At 61.8% G+C, this 16,253-nt stretch carries 16 protein-coding genes; 3 read left to right on the top strand and 13 right to left on the bottom strand.

Annotated features, from left to right (window positions below):
- Positions 1–31: 31 nt before the first annotated feature.
- From C5L12_RS19300 to C5L12_RS19280, 5 genes are all read right to left on the bottom strand, one after another.
- Positions 32–691 carry an amino acid ABC transporter permease gene (locus tag C5L12_RS19300; RefSeq protein WP_105373688.1) on the bottom strand — a complete coding sequence of 220 codons (660 nt, stop codon included), beginning with the start codon at positions 689–691 and terminating at the stop codon, positions 32–34.
- Positions 688–1,359, bottom strand: a complete 672-nt coding sequence (locus C5L12_RS19295; protein WP_105373687.1) for an amino acid ABC transporter permease — start codon at positions 1,357–1,359, stop codon at positions 688–690. The genes C5L12_RS19300 and C5L12_RS19295 overlap by 4 nt, the downstream gene beginning before the upstream one ends.
- 70 nt (positions 1,360–1,429) lie before the next feature.
- A complete protein-coding gene (locus tag C5L12_RS19290) occupies positions 1,430–2,227 on the bottom strand; it encodes a transporter substrate-binding domain-containing protein (RefSeq protein ID WP_105373686.1) in 798 nt (265 codons plus the stop codon).
- A gap of 153 nt (positions 2,228–2,380) precedes the next feature.
- Complete coding sequence (locus C5L12_RS19285; RefSeq protein ID WP_105373685.1) at positions 2,381–3,883, bottom strand: replicative DNA helicase; 1,503 nt, start codon at positions 3,881–3,883, stop codon at positions 2,381–2,383.
- 228 nt (positions 3,884–4,111) lie between these two features.
- A complete protein-coding gene (locus C5L12_RS19280; protein WP_157949087.1) occupies positions 4,112–4,666 on the bottom strand; it encodes a class I SAM-dependent methyltransferase in 555 nt (184 codons plus the stop codon).
- Positions 4,667–5,068: 402 nt separating this feature from the next.
- Here C5L12_RS19280 and C5L12_RS19275 point away from each other — a divergent pair, with 402 nt between their 5' ends.
- Complete coding sequence (locus C5L12_RS19275) at positions 5,069–6,649, top strand: bifunctional AfsR/SARP family transcriptional regulator/alpha/beta hydrolase (RefSeq protein WP_105373683.1); 1,581 nt, start codon at positions 5,069–5,071, stop codon at positions 6,647–6,649.
- A gap of 25 nt (positions 6,650–6,674) precedes the next feature.
- Here C5L12_RS19275 and C5L12_RS19270 read toward each other — a convergent pair whose 3' ends face one another.
- The 8 genes from C5L12_RS19270 to C5L12_RS19235 form a co-directional block, all read right to left on the bottom strand.
- A complete protein-coding gene (locus C5L12_RS19270; RefSeq protein WP_105373682.1) occupies positions 6,675–8,726 on the bottom strand; it encodes a TRAP transporter permease in 2,052 nt (683 codons plus the stop codon).
- 87 nt (positions 8,727–8,813) lie between these two features.
- Positions 8,814–9,797, bottom strand: a complete 984-nt coding sequence (locus C5L12_RS19265) for a TAXI family TRAP transporter solute-binding subunit (RefSeq protein ID WP_105373681.1) — start codon at positions 9,795–9,797, stop codon at positions 8,814–8,816.
- Positions 9,798–9,972: 175 nt separating this feature from the next.
- Positions 9,973–10,548, bottom strand: a complete 576-nt coding sequence (rplI, locus tag C5L12_RS19260; protein ID WP_105373680.1) for a 50S ribosomal protein L9 — start codon at positions 10,546–10,548, stop codon at positions 9,973–9,975.
- A 21-nt stretch (positions 10,549–10,569) separates the two neighbouring features.
- On the bottom strand, positions 10,570–11,544 hold the full coding sequence (locus C5L12_RS19255) for a YybS family protein (protein ID WP_105373759.1): 975 nt from the start codon (positions 11,542–11,544) through the stop codon (positions 10,570–10,572).
- 163 nt (positions 11,545–11,707) lie between these two features.
- Positions 11,708–11,956 carry a 30S ribosomal protein S18 gene (gene rpsR / locus C5L12_RS19250; RefSeq protein ID WP_105373679.1) on the bottom strand — a complete coding sequence of 83 codons (249 nt, stop codon included), beginning with the start codon at positions 11,954–11,956 and terminating at the stop codon, positions 11,708–11,710.
- Between the two features lie 22 nt (positions 11,957–11,978).
- Positions 11,979–12,455: a 30S ribosomal protein S6 gene (gene rpsF / locus C5L12_RS19245; protein ID WP_105373678.1), complete on the bottom strand. Its 477-nt coding sequence runs from the start codon at positions 12,453–12,455 to the stop codon at positions 11,979–11,981.
- 299 nt (positions 12,456–12,754) lie between these two features.
- The gene (locus tag C5L12_RS19240) at positions 12,755–13,030 is read right to left on the bottom strand and encodes a helix-turn-helix domain-containing protein (RefSeq protein ID WP_105373677.1); all 276 of its coding nucleotides are present in this window, start codon (positions 13,028–13,030) and stop codon (positions 12,755–12,757) included.
- A gap of 105 nt (positions 13,031–13,135) precedes the next feature.
- Positions 13,136–14,179, bottom strand: coding sequence for an aldo/keto reductase (locus C5L12_RS19235; protein WP_105373676.1), 1,044 nt, complete (start codon positions 14,177–14,179; stop codon positions 13,136–13,138).
- 161 nt (positions 14,180–14,340) lie between these two features.
- Between C5L12_RS19235 and fabD the strand changes: the two genes are divergently transcribed.
- Positions 14,341–15,285 carry an ACP S-malonyltransferase gene (gene fabD, locus C5L12_RS19230; RefSeq protein ID WP_105373675.1) on the top strand — a complete coding sequence of 315 codons (945 nt, stop codon included), beginning with the start codon at positions 14,341–14,343 and terminating at the stop codon, positions 15,283–15,285.
- Positions 15,286–15,311: 26 nt separating this feature from the next.
- Positions 15,312–16,052: a 3-oxoacyl-[acyl-carrier-protein] reductase gene (gene fabG / locus C5L12_RS19225; RefSeq protein ID WP_105373674.1), complete on the top strand. Its 741-nt coding sequence runs from the start codon at positions 15,312–15,314 to the stop codon at positions 16,050–16,052.
- The last annotated feature ends 201 nt before the right edge of the window (positions 16,053–16,253 follow it).

Genomic DNA, 16,253 nt, shown 5'->3' with positions numbered 1-16,253 from the left:
AAAGTCGCGAAGCCCTGTGCGACTGCCGCGGTCAGCGGGTCGCATAGGCGGCCGCAGCCCGGCGTTCCAGATGTTTGCTGAATTTCGATAACGGAAAACATACCGCAAAGTAGATGAGCGCCACGAAGCCATAGACCACGAACGGCTGGAAGGTGGCATTGGTGACGATCGTGCCGGCCTTCGACAGTTCGACAAAACCGATGATGGAGGTGAGCGCGGTTCCCTTGATAACCTGGACAGAAAAGCCGGCCGTCGGCGGTATGGCGATCCGAAGCGCTTGAGGCAGAATGATCAGCCGCATCTGCTGCACATGGTTGAGGGCGAGGCTCTGTCCTGCCTCCCATTGCCCTTTCGGGATGGATTCGACGCAGCCGCGCCAGATTTCGACGAGGAATGCCGCGGTCCAGCAGATCAGCGCCGCGCCCGCCGCCAGCCAGGCCGGCACGTCGATGCCAAATAAGCCGAGACCGAAGAAGGCCAGGAACAACTGCATCAGCAGCGGGGTGCCCTGCAACAGCTCCACATAACCGCGTGCGAAATACCGACCGACGGGCGACTTTCCGATTCGGAGAAACAGGATCGCCAGACCGAGAATGCCACCGCCGAGGAAGGATATGAGGGACAGCACCAGCGTCCAGCGGGTGGCGAGCAGCAGGTTGCGCAGGATGTCCCAGGTGGTGAAATCGCTCATCGGGCGGCCACTTTCGGAAAGATCCAGCGGCCAAGCTGATTGAGCAATTGACGCAGTGCAATGGCAAACAGCAGGTAGATAGCGGTGGAGAGCATATAGGCCTCGAAGGCCCTGAACGTCCGCGACTGGATGAAATTGGCCGCGAAGGTCACGTCCTCGGCGGCGATCTGCGAGACGACTGCCGATCCCAGCATGACGATGACGATCTGCGAGGAAAGCGCCGGCCAGATGCGCTGCAAGGCAGGCACCAATATCACCAGGCGGAAGGTTTGCAGGGGCCTCAGCGCCAGCGCCGCGCCGGCCTCGAACTGTCCCTTTGGCGTGGCCTCGATGCCGGCCCGGATGATTTCGCAGCTATAGGCGCCGAGATTGATGATCATCGCGAGGTTTGCTGCCTGCAGTTCCGAGAGCTGAACTCCAACGGACGGCAGGCCAAAGAAGATGAAGAAGAGCTGGATCATGAAGGGGGTGTTGCGGATCAGTTCCACATAGGCCGCCACCGGCGGGCGCAGCATCTCGGGCCCGAGCGTCCTGATCCATGCGCACAAGATTCCGAGAGACACCCCGGCCACCGCGCCGACCAAAGTCAGTTCGACGGTGACGAAAAGCCCCTTCAGGATGACGGGACCATAGTCCCAGATCCAGCTGAAATCGAAGATATAGTGCATTGCGCCCGCCCGTGTCGGTAGATCGGTCCGCCGCCTGGGCAAACAGGCGGCGGGCAGTCTGAGGAAAAGATCAGAGATCCGCCGGCAGCGAAGTCCCGAGCCACTTTTCGGCGATCTTGTTCAACGAGCCATCGGTCTTGGCGGCGGCGATGATGCTGTTGACCTTTTCGAGCAGGGCGGGTTCGTTCTTCCCGAGGCCGATATAGCAGGGCGAGTTCTTGATGAGGAATTTCGGTTCGGGACGCTTGGGCGGGTTTCGTTCAAGAATAGCGGCGGCGACCACATTGCCGGTCGCGACGGCTTCCACCTGGCCGGACAGGAAGGCGGAAATCGTGCCGTTGTTGTCTTCGTAGCGCTTGATGGTGGCGCTTGCCGGCGCGACTTTGGTCAGTTCGAGGTCTTCGATCGCTCCGCGCGTTACGCCGATGGTCTTGCCGGCGAGATCCTCGGTGGACTTGATCTCAAGCCCCGCCGGAGCGAAGACGCCGTTGTAGAAGGGCGCGTAGGCGGTGGAGAAATCGACGACCTTTTCGCGGTCTGGATTCTTGCCGAGGCTCGAGATCACCAGATCGACCTTGTTGGTCTGCAGATAAGGAATGCGGTTCGCGCTCGTCACCGGCACGAGTTCAACCTTCACGCCGAGCTTTTCCGCAATCAGCGTCGCCATGTCGATATCGTAGCCTTTCGCGGTCATGTCGGCGCCGACGCTGCCGAAAGGCGGGAAATCCTGCGGTACCGCGACGCGCAATTTGCCGCTGGACTTGATAGTCTCCAGCGCATCGGCAAGCGCCGGAAGCGGCCCTGCAAGAGTGGCGGCGATAACGGCGGTTGTCGCCAAGGCGCGTGAGATGAAGGTTCGACGTTGCATGAATGCTCCCCTGTTTGATCTGGAAACAGGAAGAGCAATCCTCATGCCAATTGCATTAGCGACAGCCGAATTGCCGGCAATCGCGGGGAACCCGCAGCTTACGAAAGGAATGCAGGGTTCCTGGTGCTCAATAAACAGGCAGGCCGGCCGCCATCAGTGCTCTTCGTACTGCGTGAAGCTCGGGTCAGCGAGGTCCGCGAAACGGGTATATTCCGACTGGAAGGCGAGTTTGACGGTGCCGGTCGGTCCGTGGCGCTGCTTTGCGATGATCACGTCAGCCGTGCCCTTCACCTTGTCCATATGCGCTTCCCATTCCGGATATTTCGGATCGGAAATGTCGCGCGGCTCCATGTTCTTCACATAATATTCCTCGCGGAACACGAACAGCACCACGTCGGCGTCCTGCTCGATCGAGCCGGATTCGCGAAGGTCGGAGAGCTGCGGGCGCTTGTCGTCGCGGCTTTCCACCTGGCGCGAAAGCTGCGACAGCGCGATGATCGGCACGTTCAGTTCCTTGCCGAGCGCCTTGAGACCCGTGGTGATCTGGGTGATTTCCTGCACGCGGTTCTCGCCGGATTTGCCGGAGCCGGTCATCAGCTGGATATAGTCGACCACCAGGCAGTCGAGGCCACGCTGGCGTTTCAGCCGGCGGGCGCGGGCGGAAAGCTGGGCGATCGAGATGCCGCCGGTCTGGTCGATGAAGAGCGGCACCTTCTGCATCATCTGGGAGCAGGCAACGAGCTTTTCGAAATCCGCTTCGGTGATGTCGCCGCGGCGGATTTTCGAGGAGGAGACCTCCGTCTGCTCGGAAATGATACGGGTGGCGAGCTGTTCGGCCGACATTTCGAGCGAATAGAAGCCCACGACACCGCCGTTCCTCGCCTTGAAGGAACCGTCCGGCTGCACTTCCGGCTCGTAAGCAGCGGCAATATTGTAGGCGATGTTGGTGGCAAGCGAGGTCTTGCCCATGCCGGGGCGGCCTGCGAGCACGATCAAGTCGGAGCGCTGCAACCCGCCCATCTTGTTGTCGAGCGACATGATTCCGGTCGAGATGCCGGAGAGGTGGCCGTCGCGTTCGAAGGCTGCGCCCGCCATGTCGATGGCGAGCGCCACTGCATCATTGAAGGATTGGAAGCCGCCGTCGTAACGGCCGGTTTCGGCAAGCTCGAAGAGGCGGCGTTCGGTATCCTCGATCTGCGTCTGCGGCGGCATGTCGAGCGGCGCGTCATAGGCAATGTTGACCATGTCCTCGCCGATGGTGATCAGCGCGCGGCGCAGCGCCAGATCGTAGATCGCCCGGCCATAGTCCTCGGCGTTGATGATCGACACCGCCTCGGCGGCGAGGCGCGCGAGATATTGGGCGACCGTCAGGTCGCCGACCTTGTCGTCGGCCGGCAGGAAGGTCTTGATCGTCACCGGGTTGGCGGTCTTGCCCATGCGGATGATATCGCCGGCAACCTCGAAGATCCTGCGGTGCAGCGGTTCGTGGAGATGGACCGGCTTCAGGAAGTCCGAGACACGGTAATAGGCGTCGTTATTGACCAGGATCGCTCCGAGCAGCGCCTGTTCAGCCTCGATATTGTTCGGTGCTTCGCGGTAGTGGGGCTCCGCGTCCTTGTTGCTGATCGCGGTCAGCTTGCGTGCTACGTCCTGCATGTTACCCAATCAGGTCTTTTTTGAATCGGCGCGATCCTACAGCAGTTTGCGGCGGATGAACGGACCGCCCGAAGATAATCTCTAGAATCCGACGATCTCCACAGTCCCGCTTCGAGTTTGTGGATAACGCGCTGCCAATCGAACAAGATGATTTGACCGTGACAAAACGGTCATCCGCCTTGCCACGGTCTTTCTAAAATAGGCCTTCCGCAGATTCGCGACAAGGCATCATTGCGTATTGGAAACGGCAATCCCTGCGATATGGCGTCCCAGAAAACGCATGCGACCTGCAAAGTCATTTTCGATCAAGGACTCTATACCAAAGCCGCTGCCGGTGATCCTGGACACTGGGTCGCGGACCAGATTGCAGCCGCCGGCAAGAAGCCGCCAACCTGCATTCATCTTCCTCTGGACATGCGGGAGGATATTTCCCCGCCCCACGGCGTGTTCGAGAAAGATGAGCTTTCCCTGCGGCCGCAGCACCCGCCTGATCTCGGCGAGCGCCGTCTGCGTATCGGGAATCGTGCAGAGGACGTAGCTTGCGACGACGGTGTCGATCGAATGCATTTCGACCGGCAACCGCTCGGCTGATCCTTCGATCAGCCGGACATCCCGCTGCAGGTCACAGGACCTGCGGTGAGCCAATGCCAGCAGTTTCGTATCCGGATCAACGCCGACCAGCGTGCTGATCCTGTCCCTGTCGTAGAGCTCCAGATTGTGGCCCGACCCGATACCGATCTCGAGCACGTCCCCGGCCGCGACCGGTATCATACGCTCGCGCATGGACCTGAACGGTGGAGCCCCGCATGCTTTGGTGACGACGAACCGACCCACAGGCCCAAATATTCTTTCACACAGACTGCACATCACGGACCTCCTGCTCGTGGCTGTTGACAGAAGTCATGGATGATCGGGATGGAAGCAGAAGCATCCAGGGTGCCGGGATTGCTCCCGGGTATGCAGGGGTCCGGTACAAACGGGACGACCTCCGTAGTGACGCTCGGTGTGCAAGAGCGGTGACGTTGATCATCGAAGCACCCGCAATGCCGAAGCGGGTGGAAGAATGCGCCTTGGCGTGATTGATATTCATTGGACGAGCCTTTCTTCATATAGTGGTTGCCTTGTCGGACGGAGAGGACCCTAGTTGCCTGGAGTCCCCTGACCGTCCCTTGGCGAGGGGGTGCGATGACGAAAGTTGCGGCAAGTGCCGAGCTGCCGTTGCAATTGCGGCTTCGCCTTTTCGGCTATCCGGATGTCCGCTTTGACGACGCTGCGCTGGCGCTGCGGGAGCGCAGAGCGCTGGCGCTCATCATCTACATCGCCACGGCAAAGGCCCCGGTTTCCCGCGAGGCCGTTTCGGCTCTTCTATGGCCGGAGGCCGACAGCGAAACCTCCCGTGCCCGGCTGCGGCGGCTCATCTACAAGATCCGGCAGGCGGCCGGGATCGATGTCGTGGAGAGCGACCGCGTCAATATCCGCCTTTCGGATCGCGTCGCCGTGGATTGCGACGTCGTCGTTTTCGAAGACCTGCTGACACAGCACCGTTTCACGGAGGCGGAGATGGTCTACTCCGCCGATTTCCTGGAGGGGTTCCACCTCGATGATGCGTCTGAGCTGGAGGAATGGATATTCTTCCGTCGCGAAGCTTTGAAGGGGCGGCTGGTGCATGCTCTCGAACGGCTCATCCAGACGGCCTTCGATGAAAGACGCTATCCGGATGCCGCCAAATTCGCTCGTCGGCTGGTGGAATGCGATCCGCTCAATGAGGCTGCGCACCGCCAGCTCATTAGAGCGTCCGCCGAGGCCGGCGACCTCGTTTCGGCGCGGCGGCATTATCAGTTTTGCGCCGATCTGCTGAGGCGCAGCCTCGGCATTGTACCCTCAAAGGAAACACGCGCCGTGCTGGATCTACATGCGGTTGCGGCTCAGCCGTCCGCGGTCCCCGTTTCGCCGGTCCGATATGTGGCGGTCGACGGGCTGCATGTGGCCTATAGAACTGTAGGGGAGGGGCCGCTCGACATCCTGCTGGTCCCCGGCTTCGTCTCCCATGTCGAAAGAGTGTTCGAGGACGAGCATTGCCGCAGATGGGTCGAGCGCGTTGCGCGGTCCGGGCGAGTGATCCTGTTCGACCGGCGGGGCGTCGGCCTCTCGGACAGAGCCGAGGCCTGCCCGACGCCAGAGGCAGTCGCACGGGATATGGGGGCGGTATTGGACGCGGCCCGGAGCAGAAGGGCGATCATCGTCGGGGCCTCCGAAGGAGGACCGGGAAGCATCTTCTTTGCCGCTCGCTGCGCCAGTCGCGTTCACCGGCTGATCCTCTGGGGAGCAATGGCTAAGGGCTGCAGAAGCCCCGACTATCCGTTCGCGCTGGAACGGCAGCAGTTCGACCTATGGCTTGCACGGATCACGAAGGAATGGGGCGGGCCGGTGGATCTGTCGATATTTGCGCCGAGCGTCAGGGACGACCCGCTCGTGCAGCGCTGGTGGGCCAGCCTGCTGCGCGCCGCCTCCAGTCCGGGTTCGATGCGGACGGTATTGTCGGCTTTGCGCGACGTCGACGTCCGCGCCCTTCTCCCCGAGATTTCCGTCCCGACGACGGTGATGCATCGGAAGGGAGATAGAGCCGTCAGGGTAGAAGCGGCCGCCTACATGGCCGAGAGAATTCCGGGGGCTCGGCATCTTCTTCAGGAGGGCGACGATCACTGGTTCTGGATTGGGGATCAGGAGCCGCTGATCCGCGAAATTGAAGCCGCAGCGCGCCCTTAACGTCAGGCGCGTGCTGGTTGATTCGCTACAAGGCGGGCGCTGTTCGATAGCCGGTGAATTGACGTGCGAGGACTGGGATGATCAGGACCACGCCGACCAGCGAGGATATCAGTTCCGGCACCACGAGCAGCACGGCGGCAACCGTGAGAAGCAGGCGTTCCCACGCGGCGGTCCGCACGAGCATGAAGCCTGAAATCGCCGCGCCGAGGCAGGTAATCCCCAGGGTGCAGCCGATGAAGGCGATGAGGAAGTTGGTCCAGGTGAAGTCGTTTGTGACCAGCAGCAGGGACGGGGAGAACACGAAGACGAACGGGACCAGGATCTTGCCCAGTCCAAGCCGGAAGGCGGTATTGCCGGTCTTGAAAGGATCAGCGCCCGCCATTCCCGCAGCCGCATAGGCCGCGAGTGCCACGGGTGGGGTAATGTCCGCCAGCACGCCATAATAAAAGACGAAGAAATGGGCCACGATCGGCTCGACGCCGAGCATACCGAGTGCAGGCGCGGCGATGGTTGCCATGATGACGTAGTTCGCCGTCGTCGGGATGCCGCACCCCATCAGGATGCAGACTACGCCGGTCATGATCAGCGTGAAGAGCAGCGTCAGCGTTTGTGGCCCGAACCAATCGACCGGAAGGATGCCTCCGACGAAGGTGGCCATCTGCGCTGCCGTCGACGTGACGATAAAGGAGATCTTGAAGCCGACGCCGGTCAGCGTCACCACGCCGACGATGATGCCGACTGTCGCCGCGGCGGCGCCGACCGCCAGCGCATATTTGGCGCCGTCACGCAGACCTTCGAACACGTCGGTGAAGGACATGCGCCGCCGGGGATTGAGAAGGCCGACGGCAATGCAGAGCGTGATGCCCCAGAATGCGGCGAGATAGGGCGTATAGCCGGAGAGAAGCACGCCGATCAGAACGACCAGGGGGATGACGGTCGGCCAGTCGCGCTTGAACGCTTCCTTGAGATCGGGCAGCTCGTCTTTCCGCATGCCGCGCAACCCGTTCCGCTTGGCTTCGAAATGCACCTGCACCAGCACTCCGAAGAAATGCATGAACGCCGGAATGATCGCCGCAAGGATGATCGTCGTATAGGGCAGGTTGAGGAATTCGATCATCAGGAAGGCCGCAGCCCCCATGATCGGCGGGGTGATCTGCCCGCCCGTCGAGGAGGCCGCTTCGACCGCAGCAGCGAACGGCCGCTTGTAACCCATCCGGATCATTGCCGGGATCGTCAGCGAGCCGACCGTCACCGTGTTGGCGACGGAAGAGCCGGAAATCATCCCGAACAGCGCCGAACCGAAGATGGATACCTTGGCGGGGCCGCCGGCATACCGTCCGGCGATCCACGCGGCGCAGTCGAGAAACAGCTGGCCGAGGCCGATCCGAGTCGCAAAGACGCCGAAAAGCACGAAATGGAAGACGTAGGTCGCGACGACGCCGAGCGCGATGCCGTAAATGCCTTGGCTCGTCAGATAAAGGTGGTTGATGAGCTGCGAGAAGGTCGCTCCGGGATGCACCAGAATGCCGGGCATAGCAGGCCCCCAGATCGAATAGGCCATGAAGAGGAGGGCGATGATCGGCAGCGGCCAGCCGACGGAGCGCCGGGTCGCTTCAAGCAGGACCAGCACCAGCAGGCCGCCGAGAACGACATCTGTCGTGGTCGGATTGCCGACCCGGAAAGCGAGGTCGTCCAGCGGAATGAAAGGCACATGGAGAACCGCGACGACGGCGCCGATCGCCAGCGCCCAGTCGAACAGCGATATCCCGAGCGGCCGCGCAAGGCTCGACTGCGTGGGCACGTCGTAGCCTTTCCGGGAGAAGGGAAACACCAGGAAGATCAGGCCGAGCACGAAGGAGAGGTGGATGCCGCGATGGACGACTTCGGACAGCAAGCCGAAGCCGGCGGTGTAATAGTGGAAGATCGAAAGGACGACGAGCAGCAGGCCGACGAGCCGGGCAGCCAGCGGCGCGAGCGGCCGGAAACGGATTTCCGAATCGAACTGCTCTTCCAGTTCGCGCGCCTTCGCTTCGTCCAGCTCCATGGGAGAGATCTTGTTGTCACCGTCTGTCGCCATGTCCATGCTCCTTGCCTTCACCCGGACGGAAAGCGGCGGCCTGCCTTGCTGCGGACCGCCGCTCCATGATTTTCAGAATTTGCCGCGTTACTTCAGGACGCCCGCTTCCTTGTAGAAGCGTTCCGCGCCCGGATGCAGCGGAATGCCGAGGCTGGTGACGGCGTTCTTGAGCGTGATCATCTTGCCTTTGGCATGACCGGCGTCGAGCGCTGCCCGGCTTGCGTCGTTCCACATCACCTTGGTGATGTTATAGACCAGATCCTCAGGCTGCTTTGCGCTAGTGACCCACTGGGCGGCGACCGAGATAGTCGGCGTCTCCGCGACACCCTGGTAGGTGCTGGCCGGAACCGTGTCTTTCGAGAAGAACTTGTATTCCGACAGCAGCTTGTCCGCTTCCGGTCCCGTGATCGGCACGAGCGAGATGCCGGAAGAGGTCGCTAGTTCGGAAATTGCGCCGGTCGGGTAGCCGCCGACGAAGAAATAGGCGTCGAGACCGCCGTCCCGCAGGCGCTCGCCGGCCGGACCGGGTTTCAGATGTTCGGCCTTGATATCTTTTTCGGTGAGCCCGTAAGCGCCGAGCACGATGCGGGCATCGACGATCGTACCGGAACCCGGCTCGTCGATCGACACGCGCTTGCCCTTGAGATCGGCGACCGACTTGATGCCGGAATTCTTGGCGGCGACGAGATGGATGGTTTCCGGATAGAGCGTGGCGATCAGGCGGAGATCCTCGACTTTGCCCTTGCCTTCGTAGAGTCCGGTGCCGCTATGCGCCCAATAGGCGACATCCGACTGGGTGAAGCCCGATTCCATCGAGCCGCCCTGGATGGCATTGATATTGGCGACGGAGCCGTTGGACGCCACCGCGGTCGAAACGAGGCCCTGGACACCCTTGTCTCCGGCGCCGGAAATGGCGTTGGCGATCAATCCGCCGATCGGATAATAGGTGCCTGCCGTGCCGCCCGTCCCGATGCGGAAAAAGGCCGGCGATTGGGCGACGGCGAAACCGGCGCCTGCCGCTGCGAGGCCGATGACGGCGCCCACCGCAAGTAGCTTCTTTCTGATTGTCATTGGATGCTCCCTTTCCTGTTTCGAGCAACATGGAGAAGGCGTGCGTCGCCTGTCAACCTTCGGTCGACAAATTGTTGCCATAATCCAGGACGGAGCCGGAGCAGCGCGGATGATCGGCTGAAAAAGAAAAAGCCCCCGGCGTGAGCCGAGGGCTGAAACAGCAAAGCGATGACGATTATTCTTCGTCGTTGTCGCGATCGGCTTCCGGATCGAAGAAATCTTCCGGACGCAGAGCGTCTTCGTCGACGCCGTAGATGGCATCAACGGAGGTGAGGCTTTCGCCCTTGGCCTGACGGCCGGCTTCTTCCGGCGAACGGGCAACGTTCACTTCGATCGAAATCTCGACTTCGGCATGCAGGTGCAGCGTCACCTTGTGCAGGCCGATGGTCTTGATCGGGTGGTTGAGGTCGACCTGGTTGCGGCCGACGTTGAAGCCTTCGGCAGCCAGCGTCTCAAGGATGTCGCGGGCGGCAACCGAACCGTAGAGCTGGCCGGTTTCGCCGGCCGAGCGAACGATGATGAAGGACTTGCCGTCGAGCACTTCGGCAACCTTCTGGGCTTCGCCCTTGCGCTCGAGATTGCGGGCTTCGAGCGTAGCGCGTTCGGATTCGAAACGCTTCTTGTTGGCGTCGTTGGCGCGCAATGCCTTGCCCTGCGGCAGCAGGAAGTTACGGGCATAACCGTCACGGACCTTTACGACTTCGCCCATCTGGCCGAGCTTCGGTACGCGTTCAAGCAGAATGACTTGCATGGTTGAGTTCCTTTCGATCAGTCAATTCTTGTTTTCATTGGGATTGGCAGGAGACTTCGCCGGCGTGAGTGCGATCGTCCGCCGCGTGTCGGACAAGCCGAGCAGGAGGATGCCGATCGCCGGCAGGAGAAGCATGGATGAGAGGTAGCAAAGAATGAGCACGGGCACGCGCCAGTCCTTGCCCTGGCTGCGGAAGTGGAGGGAGGCAAAGCCCGCCATGAGGAAGCCGGCGCCGAACGTGCCGCAGACCACGGCGCCGACCATCGCCGGCACGCCGCCCAGAAAGGTCAGCACGATACCGGCGAGGAAGATGAAGATGGCATGCCGGTTCATGCGCAGCGCCGACGGCATGTCCTCGCGCGGACGCAGCGCCCGGCCCGAGCGCGAAACCACGCGAACGGCGAGATAGAATGCCGCAAACAGCAGCATGACCCAGACGCCGCCCTGCACCAGCGGCAGCATCAGCACGATCATTGCCTTGGTCTGCGCCATGGCGGACGGATCTGCCGTGAAGGCAGGCTCCTGGGCTTTGAACACCTCGATCATGGCCTCGACCATCTGGTCGGTCAGTTCCGGGCCGTAACCGATCGCGATCCCGAGCGCGATGACGGCGATCGTGACGAGGCCGCACAGATGCAGAAGAATGTCCGAAATCGGATACCAGGCCATCAGGTGGTCCGGGCCGCCGAGTTCCGACGCCGGCCGCGCCAGGTTGGCGAGATGCGAAAGCCAGCTGGCGGGGATCAGCGTGAAGAACGCCATGGCGAGCGCAAAAAGCGGAGAAACCAGGACGGAACCGAGCAGGGCGGCCGTCAGGATGCCGACGACGGCGGCGCGATTGCCCCAGCCGAGGCCGGCAATCAGAATGGGAAGCGCGGAAGCGGCGTAGAGAAGCGACGCAAAGGACGACTGCGCATTCGCACCCAGCACCAGCAGGGTCGCGGCAATGCCGGCAATGATGCCGATCGGCAGTACGGTTTGAATCTTGTTCGTCACGGTCTCGCTGTCCTGCTTAGTCAAGCAGTTAGGGGATCACGCCTGAATCTGTTTCTCAGGCACTTCATCCCCAACATGGGATTAAGAAAGCTTCCGATCCGCGCCCATCGCGAAAGGGAGATGGACCCGCCGACGCTTGGGTCAGCGGGTCCAAAAGTTCAGATTACGCCAGGACGTAAGGCAGCAGGCCGAGGAAGCGGGCGCGCTTGATCGCCTGGGCGAGTTCGCGCTGCTTCTTCTGGGAAACGGCCGTGATGCGGGACGGAACGATCTTGCCGCGCTCGGAAATGTAGCGCTGCAGCAGGCGCACGTCCTTGTAGTCGATCCGCGGCGCATTGGCGCCCGAGAACGGGCAGGTCTTGCGGCGGCGGTGGAACGGGCGGCGAGCCGGAGAGGAGGATACGTCAGCCATTTTTTCTTCTCCTTATAGCCAATTACGCTTCACGCGGCGGGCGCGGGGCGCGCTCGAAGCCGCCTTCACGCGGACCACGGTCCGGACGGTCGCCGAAATCGCGGCGCGGCGGACGGTCGCCGAATTCGCGGCGCGGGCCACGGTCGTCGCCATCGCGGCGCGGACGATCGTCGCGGTCGCGCTTCTGCATCATCGCCGACGGGCCTTCTTCGTGCTTCTCGACGGCAATCGTCATGTAGCGCAGGACGTCTTCGTTGATGCGCATCTGGCGCTCCATCTCGTGCACGGCGGCAGCCGGCGCGTCGATGTCCATCAGAGCGTAATGAGCCTTGCGGTTCTTTTTGATGCGGTAGGTGAGGGACTTGAGGCCCCAGTTTTCTACGCGCCCGACCTTGCCGCCGTTAGCTTCGAGGACGCCCTTGTACTGTTCGACGAGGGCATCAACCTGCTGCGGGGACATATCCTGCCGGGCAAGGAATACGTGTTCGTAAAGAGCCATGTAAGCTTTTGCCTTTTCTTGCGGTTGAACGGACCCGGACCTCGGCGGCTAAGCCTCAACGACTGCTCTTGATGGGCAAGACCCGGCAAGAAAAGTTGTTTGATCGAGACGGTCGAGAGCGGAGACACGGGAGGCTCGGACCCTTTGGTCCATGCGGCGTTCCTGTTGGGGAAAACCAGCCCTCCGTTCAGCCACCAGCCAGAAGACCGGGTGTTTCGAACAGCGCGCTTATACGGATTTTTGGCGGGAAGGCAAGGGGAGTGTTGAAAAACCGGCGAGGTCCCGACACCTGATTGCTGTCATTGAGTTCGGATGACCCGGTAGCCGACACTTTCCAGCAGCTGCTCGGCATTCAAAAGCATCGCGGCGGTGACAAGGCCGGAATCCTTCACGGCCGCCTCCAGTCTGAGCTGGTCGAGTGCCAGAAGGTGAAGCCTGCGCACTGGCTGGTCACCCCTTTCCAGCTTGCGCAGCTCGTCCGAGGGCAGATCCAGTTCCGAGGCAAGTTCCTTTTGCGTCAGTTTAAGTTGCTTCCGACGCCGGATGAACTCTCTTCGGTGAACAACGGATTGCATGGCTTCAGCGCATCGCTCCAGGTATGGAGGAGCCCGATTAGCTGCCTTTTTCGGGGCCGGAGCAAGTTGCCCATTGGAGGTAGATGTCCTCCGGCCCGGGCATTGCTACAGCGTCATCGGATATTGCCGGTGGATCGCCGCGATTTCCTTCATCAGGTCATCGGAAAGCTTGACATCCGCCGAAGCGATGTCGCGCTGAAGCTGCTCCATCTTCGTGGCGCCGATGATGACGGAGGCCATGAACGGCCGTGACAGGCAGAAGGCGAGCGCCATTTGGGCAGGATCGAGGCCGTGCTTGGCGGAGAGCTCGAGATAGGCCTTTACGGCTGGTTCCTGATAGGGCGTCAGGCGGCCGCCGAGGTCGCCGTTGATCGTCGCGCGGGAACCGGTCGGCCTTGAACCGTCTTGGTACTTGCCGGTGAGAAGACCTGCCGCAAGCGGGGAATAGGCCAGCAGCCCGACATCCTCGTGGTGGGCGACTTCGGCCAGATCGAGATCGAACTGCCGGTAGAGAAGGTTGTATTCATTCTGGATCGAGGCGACGCGCGGCAGGCCGTTCTCCTCTGAGAGCCGCAGGTATTTCAGCGTGCCCCAGGCGCTTTCGTTTGAAAGGCCGACGGCGCGGACCTTGCCGTCCTTGACCAGTCCGCCAAGGGTTTCCAGGATTTCGGCAATTTCCGCCCGAGCCTTTTCCCGGTCCTGGGCCGAGGCATCGAAGGTCCAGGAGTTGCGGAAATGGAAGGTGCCCCGGTTTGGCCAATGGATCTGGTAAAGGTCGAGATAGTCGGTCTGCAGGCGCTTGAGGCTGGCATCCACGGCTTCGCGGATGGTTTCGGCGCCGATCTCGCGTCCGCCGCGGATATGCGGGCGGCCGCTTCCGGCAACCTTCGAGGCGAGGATCAGATCCTTGCGTTTGCCGCTCTTCTTGAGCCACGTGCCGATGATTTCCTCGGTGCGGCCGTAGGTTTCCGGGCTTACGGGCGTCGTCGGATAAAGTTCGGCGGTATCGAAGAAGTTGACGCCCTTGCCGACGGCGTAGTCCATCTGTTCATGGGCTTCGGCTTCGGAGTTCTGGGTGCCCCAGGTCATCGTGCCAAGGCAGATTTCCGATACGGAGATATCCGTTCGTCCGAGTCGCTTATATTGCATGGAGTAAAATCCCGTCCTGAAAAGTCGGCGGCACTCTAAGCAGGATTTGATAGAGCGCAAGGGGAGAAGGGGCCGTAAAAGGTCCCGAAAGCCGCCTCGCCCTTGACACTCCGGGCTCAAATGTGAATGGAGAGGCAAAACATACGGGAAGGAAACCACCGATGAGCATCGCATTCACGTTCCCCGGACAGGGCAGCCAGTCCGTCGGCATGGGGAAAGACCTCGCGGAAGCCTATCCCGAAGCCCGCGCCGTCTTCGAAGAGGCCGATGAAGCGCTCGGCCAGAAACTCTCCGATATCATGTGGAATGGCCCGGAGGAAACGCTGACGCTGACGGCCAATGCCCAGCCGGCGCTGATGGCCGTTTCGATTGCCGCCATGCGCGTCATGGAAGCCCGCGGTCTGAAGCTCGCCGACAAGGTCGCCTATGTCGCTGGCCATTCGCTCGGCGAATATTCCGCACTCTGCGCCGCCGGCACCTTCTCGCTTGCCGATACCGCAAAGCTGCTTCGTATTCGCGGCGACGCGATGCAGAGCGCAGTGCCCGTGGGCGCGGGCGCCATGGCCGCGATCATCGGCCTCGAACATGGCGATGTGGAAGTGGTCTGCGCCGAGGCCCGCCAGGATGGCGTCTGCCAGATCGCCAACGACAACGGTGGCGGGCAGCTTGTTATCTCCGGCTCCAAGGCGGCAGTCGAGAAGGCTGCGGCGCTTGCGACCGAAAAGGGCGCCAAGCGGGCCATCATGCTGCCGGTCTCCGCACCCTTCCACAGCGACCTGATGGCGCCTGCGGCGGACGCGATGCGTCACGCGTTGGACAAGGTCGAGAAGAAGAACCCGGTCGTCCCAGTCGTCGCCAATGTGCGCGCTGCTCCGGTCTACGACGCCAATGAGATCGCCACGCTGCTCGTCACCCAGGTGACCGGCCAGGTGCGCTGGCGCGAAACGGTGGAGTGGTTCGGCGCCAATGGCGTCACGACGCTTTACGAGATCGGCTCGGGAAAAGTTCTGACAGGCCTTGCCCGCCGCATCGACAAGAATATTTCCGGCGTTGCCGTCAACGCGCCGGCCGATATCGATGCCGCGCTCGCTGCCATTCTTGGCTGACGAAAGAGACTCTAGAGGATTCGATCATGTTTGATTTGACTGGCCGCAAGGCCTTGGTGACCGGCGCAACCGGCGGGCTTGGCGAAGAGATCGCTCGGCTGCTGCACAAGCAGGGCGCCATTGTCGGCCTGCACGGCACGCGTGTCGAGAAGCTCGAGGCATTGGCCGCCGATCTCGGCGGGGATCGCGTCAAGATCTTTCCTGCCAATCTCTCAGACCGCGACGAGGTGAAGGCGCTCGGCGAAAAGGCCGAAACCGAACTCGAAGGCGTCGACATCCTCGTCAACAATGCCGGCATCACCAAGGATGGCCTGTTCGTGCGGATGAGCGATGCGGACTGGGATTCGGTGCTCGAAGTCAATCTGACGGCCGTGTTTCGCCTGACCCGGGAACTTACCCATCCCATGATGCGCCGCCGCCATGGCCGTATCATCAACATTTCCTCGGTCGTTGGCGTCACGGGCAATCCCGGCCAGGCGAACTACTGTGCTTCCAAGGCGGGCCTGATCGGCTTTTCGAAATCGCTGGCCCAGGAGATCGCCACCCGCAACGTGACGGTCAACTGCGTCGCCCCCGGCTTCATCGAGAGCGCCATGACCGGCAAGCTGAACGACAAGCAGAAGGATGCGATCCTGGGCGCGATCCCGATGAAGCGGATGGGCGCCGGCGGGGACATCGCTGCTGCGGTTCTTTATCTCGCTTCGAACGAAGCAGGCTACGTCACGGGCCAGACCATTCACGTCAACGGCGGCATGGCGATGATCTAGGCTGCGGTGCAGCGTTGCATGTCCTGTCGCAATCGCCTGTTGGCGGCGGCGAAATGGAACAAATTCTGGCTTTGCGGAACACGGAAACCATGTTAAGCGGGCCATGACTGTGAATAGTCACCCCGAAATGCGGGCCGTCATATTGCGTGAGCGCGGCATGACTGGAACCTGACGAGGGGCGAACGGGTTTGCCGGCATCCG

Origin of the sequence: Neorhizobium huautlense (assembly GCF_002968575.1) — a bacterium.
Taxonomy (GTDB): Bacteria; Pseudomonadota; Alphaproteobacteria; order Rhizobiales; family Rhizobiaceae; genus Neorhizobium; species Neorhizobium huautlense.
The sequence above is the reverse complement of the archived record's forward strand: the minus strand, read 5'-3'. Positions and strand labels throughout refer to the sequence as shown.

Bases quoted from the DNA above. Each gene is read 5' to 3' on its own strand.
- C5L12_RS19300 (WP_105373688.1), bottom strand. From the start codon at position 691: ATGAGCGATTTCACCACCTGGGACATCCTGCGCAACCTGCTGCTCGCC.
- C5L12_RS19295 (WP_105373687.1), bottom strand. From the start codon at position 1,359: ATGCACTATATCTTCGATTTCAGCTGGATCTGGGACTATGGTCCCGTC.
- C5L12_RS19290 (WP_105373686.1), bottom strand. From the start codon at position 2,227: ATGCAACGTCGAACCTTCATCTCACGCGCCTTGGCGACAACCGCCGTT.
- C5L12_RS19285 (WP_105373685.1), bottom strand. From the start codon at position 3,883: ATGCAGGACGTAGCACGCAAGCTGACCGCGATCAGCAACAAGGACGCG.
- C5L12_RS19280 (WP_157949087.1), bottom strand. From the start codon at position 4,666: ATGCGCGAGCGTATGATACCGGTCGCGGCCGGGGACGTGCTCGAGATC.
- C5L12_RS19275 (WP_105373683.1), top strand. From the start codon at position 5,069: ATGACGAAAGTTGCGGCAAGTGCCGAGCTGCCGTTGCAATTGCGGCTT.
- C5L12_RS19270 (WP_105373682.1), bottom strand. From the start codon at position 8,726: ATGGCGACAGACGGTGACAACAAGATCTCTCCCATGGAGCTGGACGAA.
- C5L12_RS19265 (WP_105373681.1), bottom strand. From the start codon at position 9,797: ATGACAATCAGAAAGAAGCTACTTGCGGTGGGCGCCGTCATCGGCCTC.
- rplI (WP_105373680.1), bottom strand. From the start codon at position 10,548: ATGCAAGTCATTCTGCTTGAACGCGTACCGAAGCTCGGCCAGATGGGC.
- rpsR (WP_105373679.1), bottom strand. From the start codon at position 11,956: ATGGCTGACGTATCCTCCTCTCCGGCTCGCCGCCCGTTCCACCGCCGC.
- rpsF (WP_105373678.1), bottom strand. From the start codon at position 12,455: ATGGCTCTTTACGAACACGTATTCCTTGCCCGGCAGGATATGTCCCCG.
- C5L12_RS19240 (WP_105373677.1), bottom strand. From the start codon at position 13,030: ATGCAATCCGTTGTTCACCGAAGAGAGTTCATCCGGCGTCGGAAGCAA.
- C5L12_RS19235 (WP_105373676.1), bottom strand. From the start codon at position 14,179: ATGCAATATAAGCGACTCGGACGAACGGATATCTCCGTATCGGAAATC.
- fabD (WP_105373675.1), top strand. From the start codon at position 14,341: ATGAGCATCGCATTCACGTTCCCCGGACAGGGCAGCCAGTCCGTCGGC.
- fabG (WP_105373674.1), top strand. From the start codon at position 15,312: ATGTTTGATTTGACTGGCCGCAAGGCCTTGGTGACCGGCGCAACCGGC.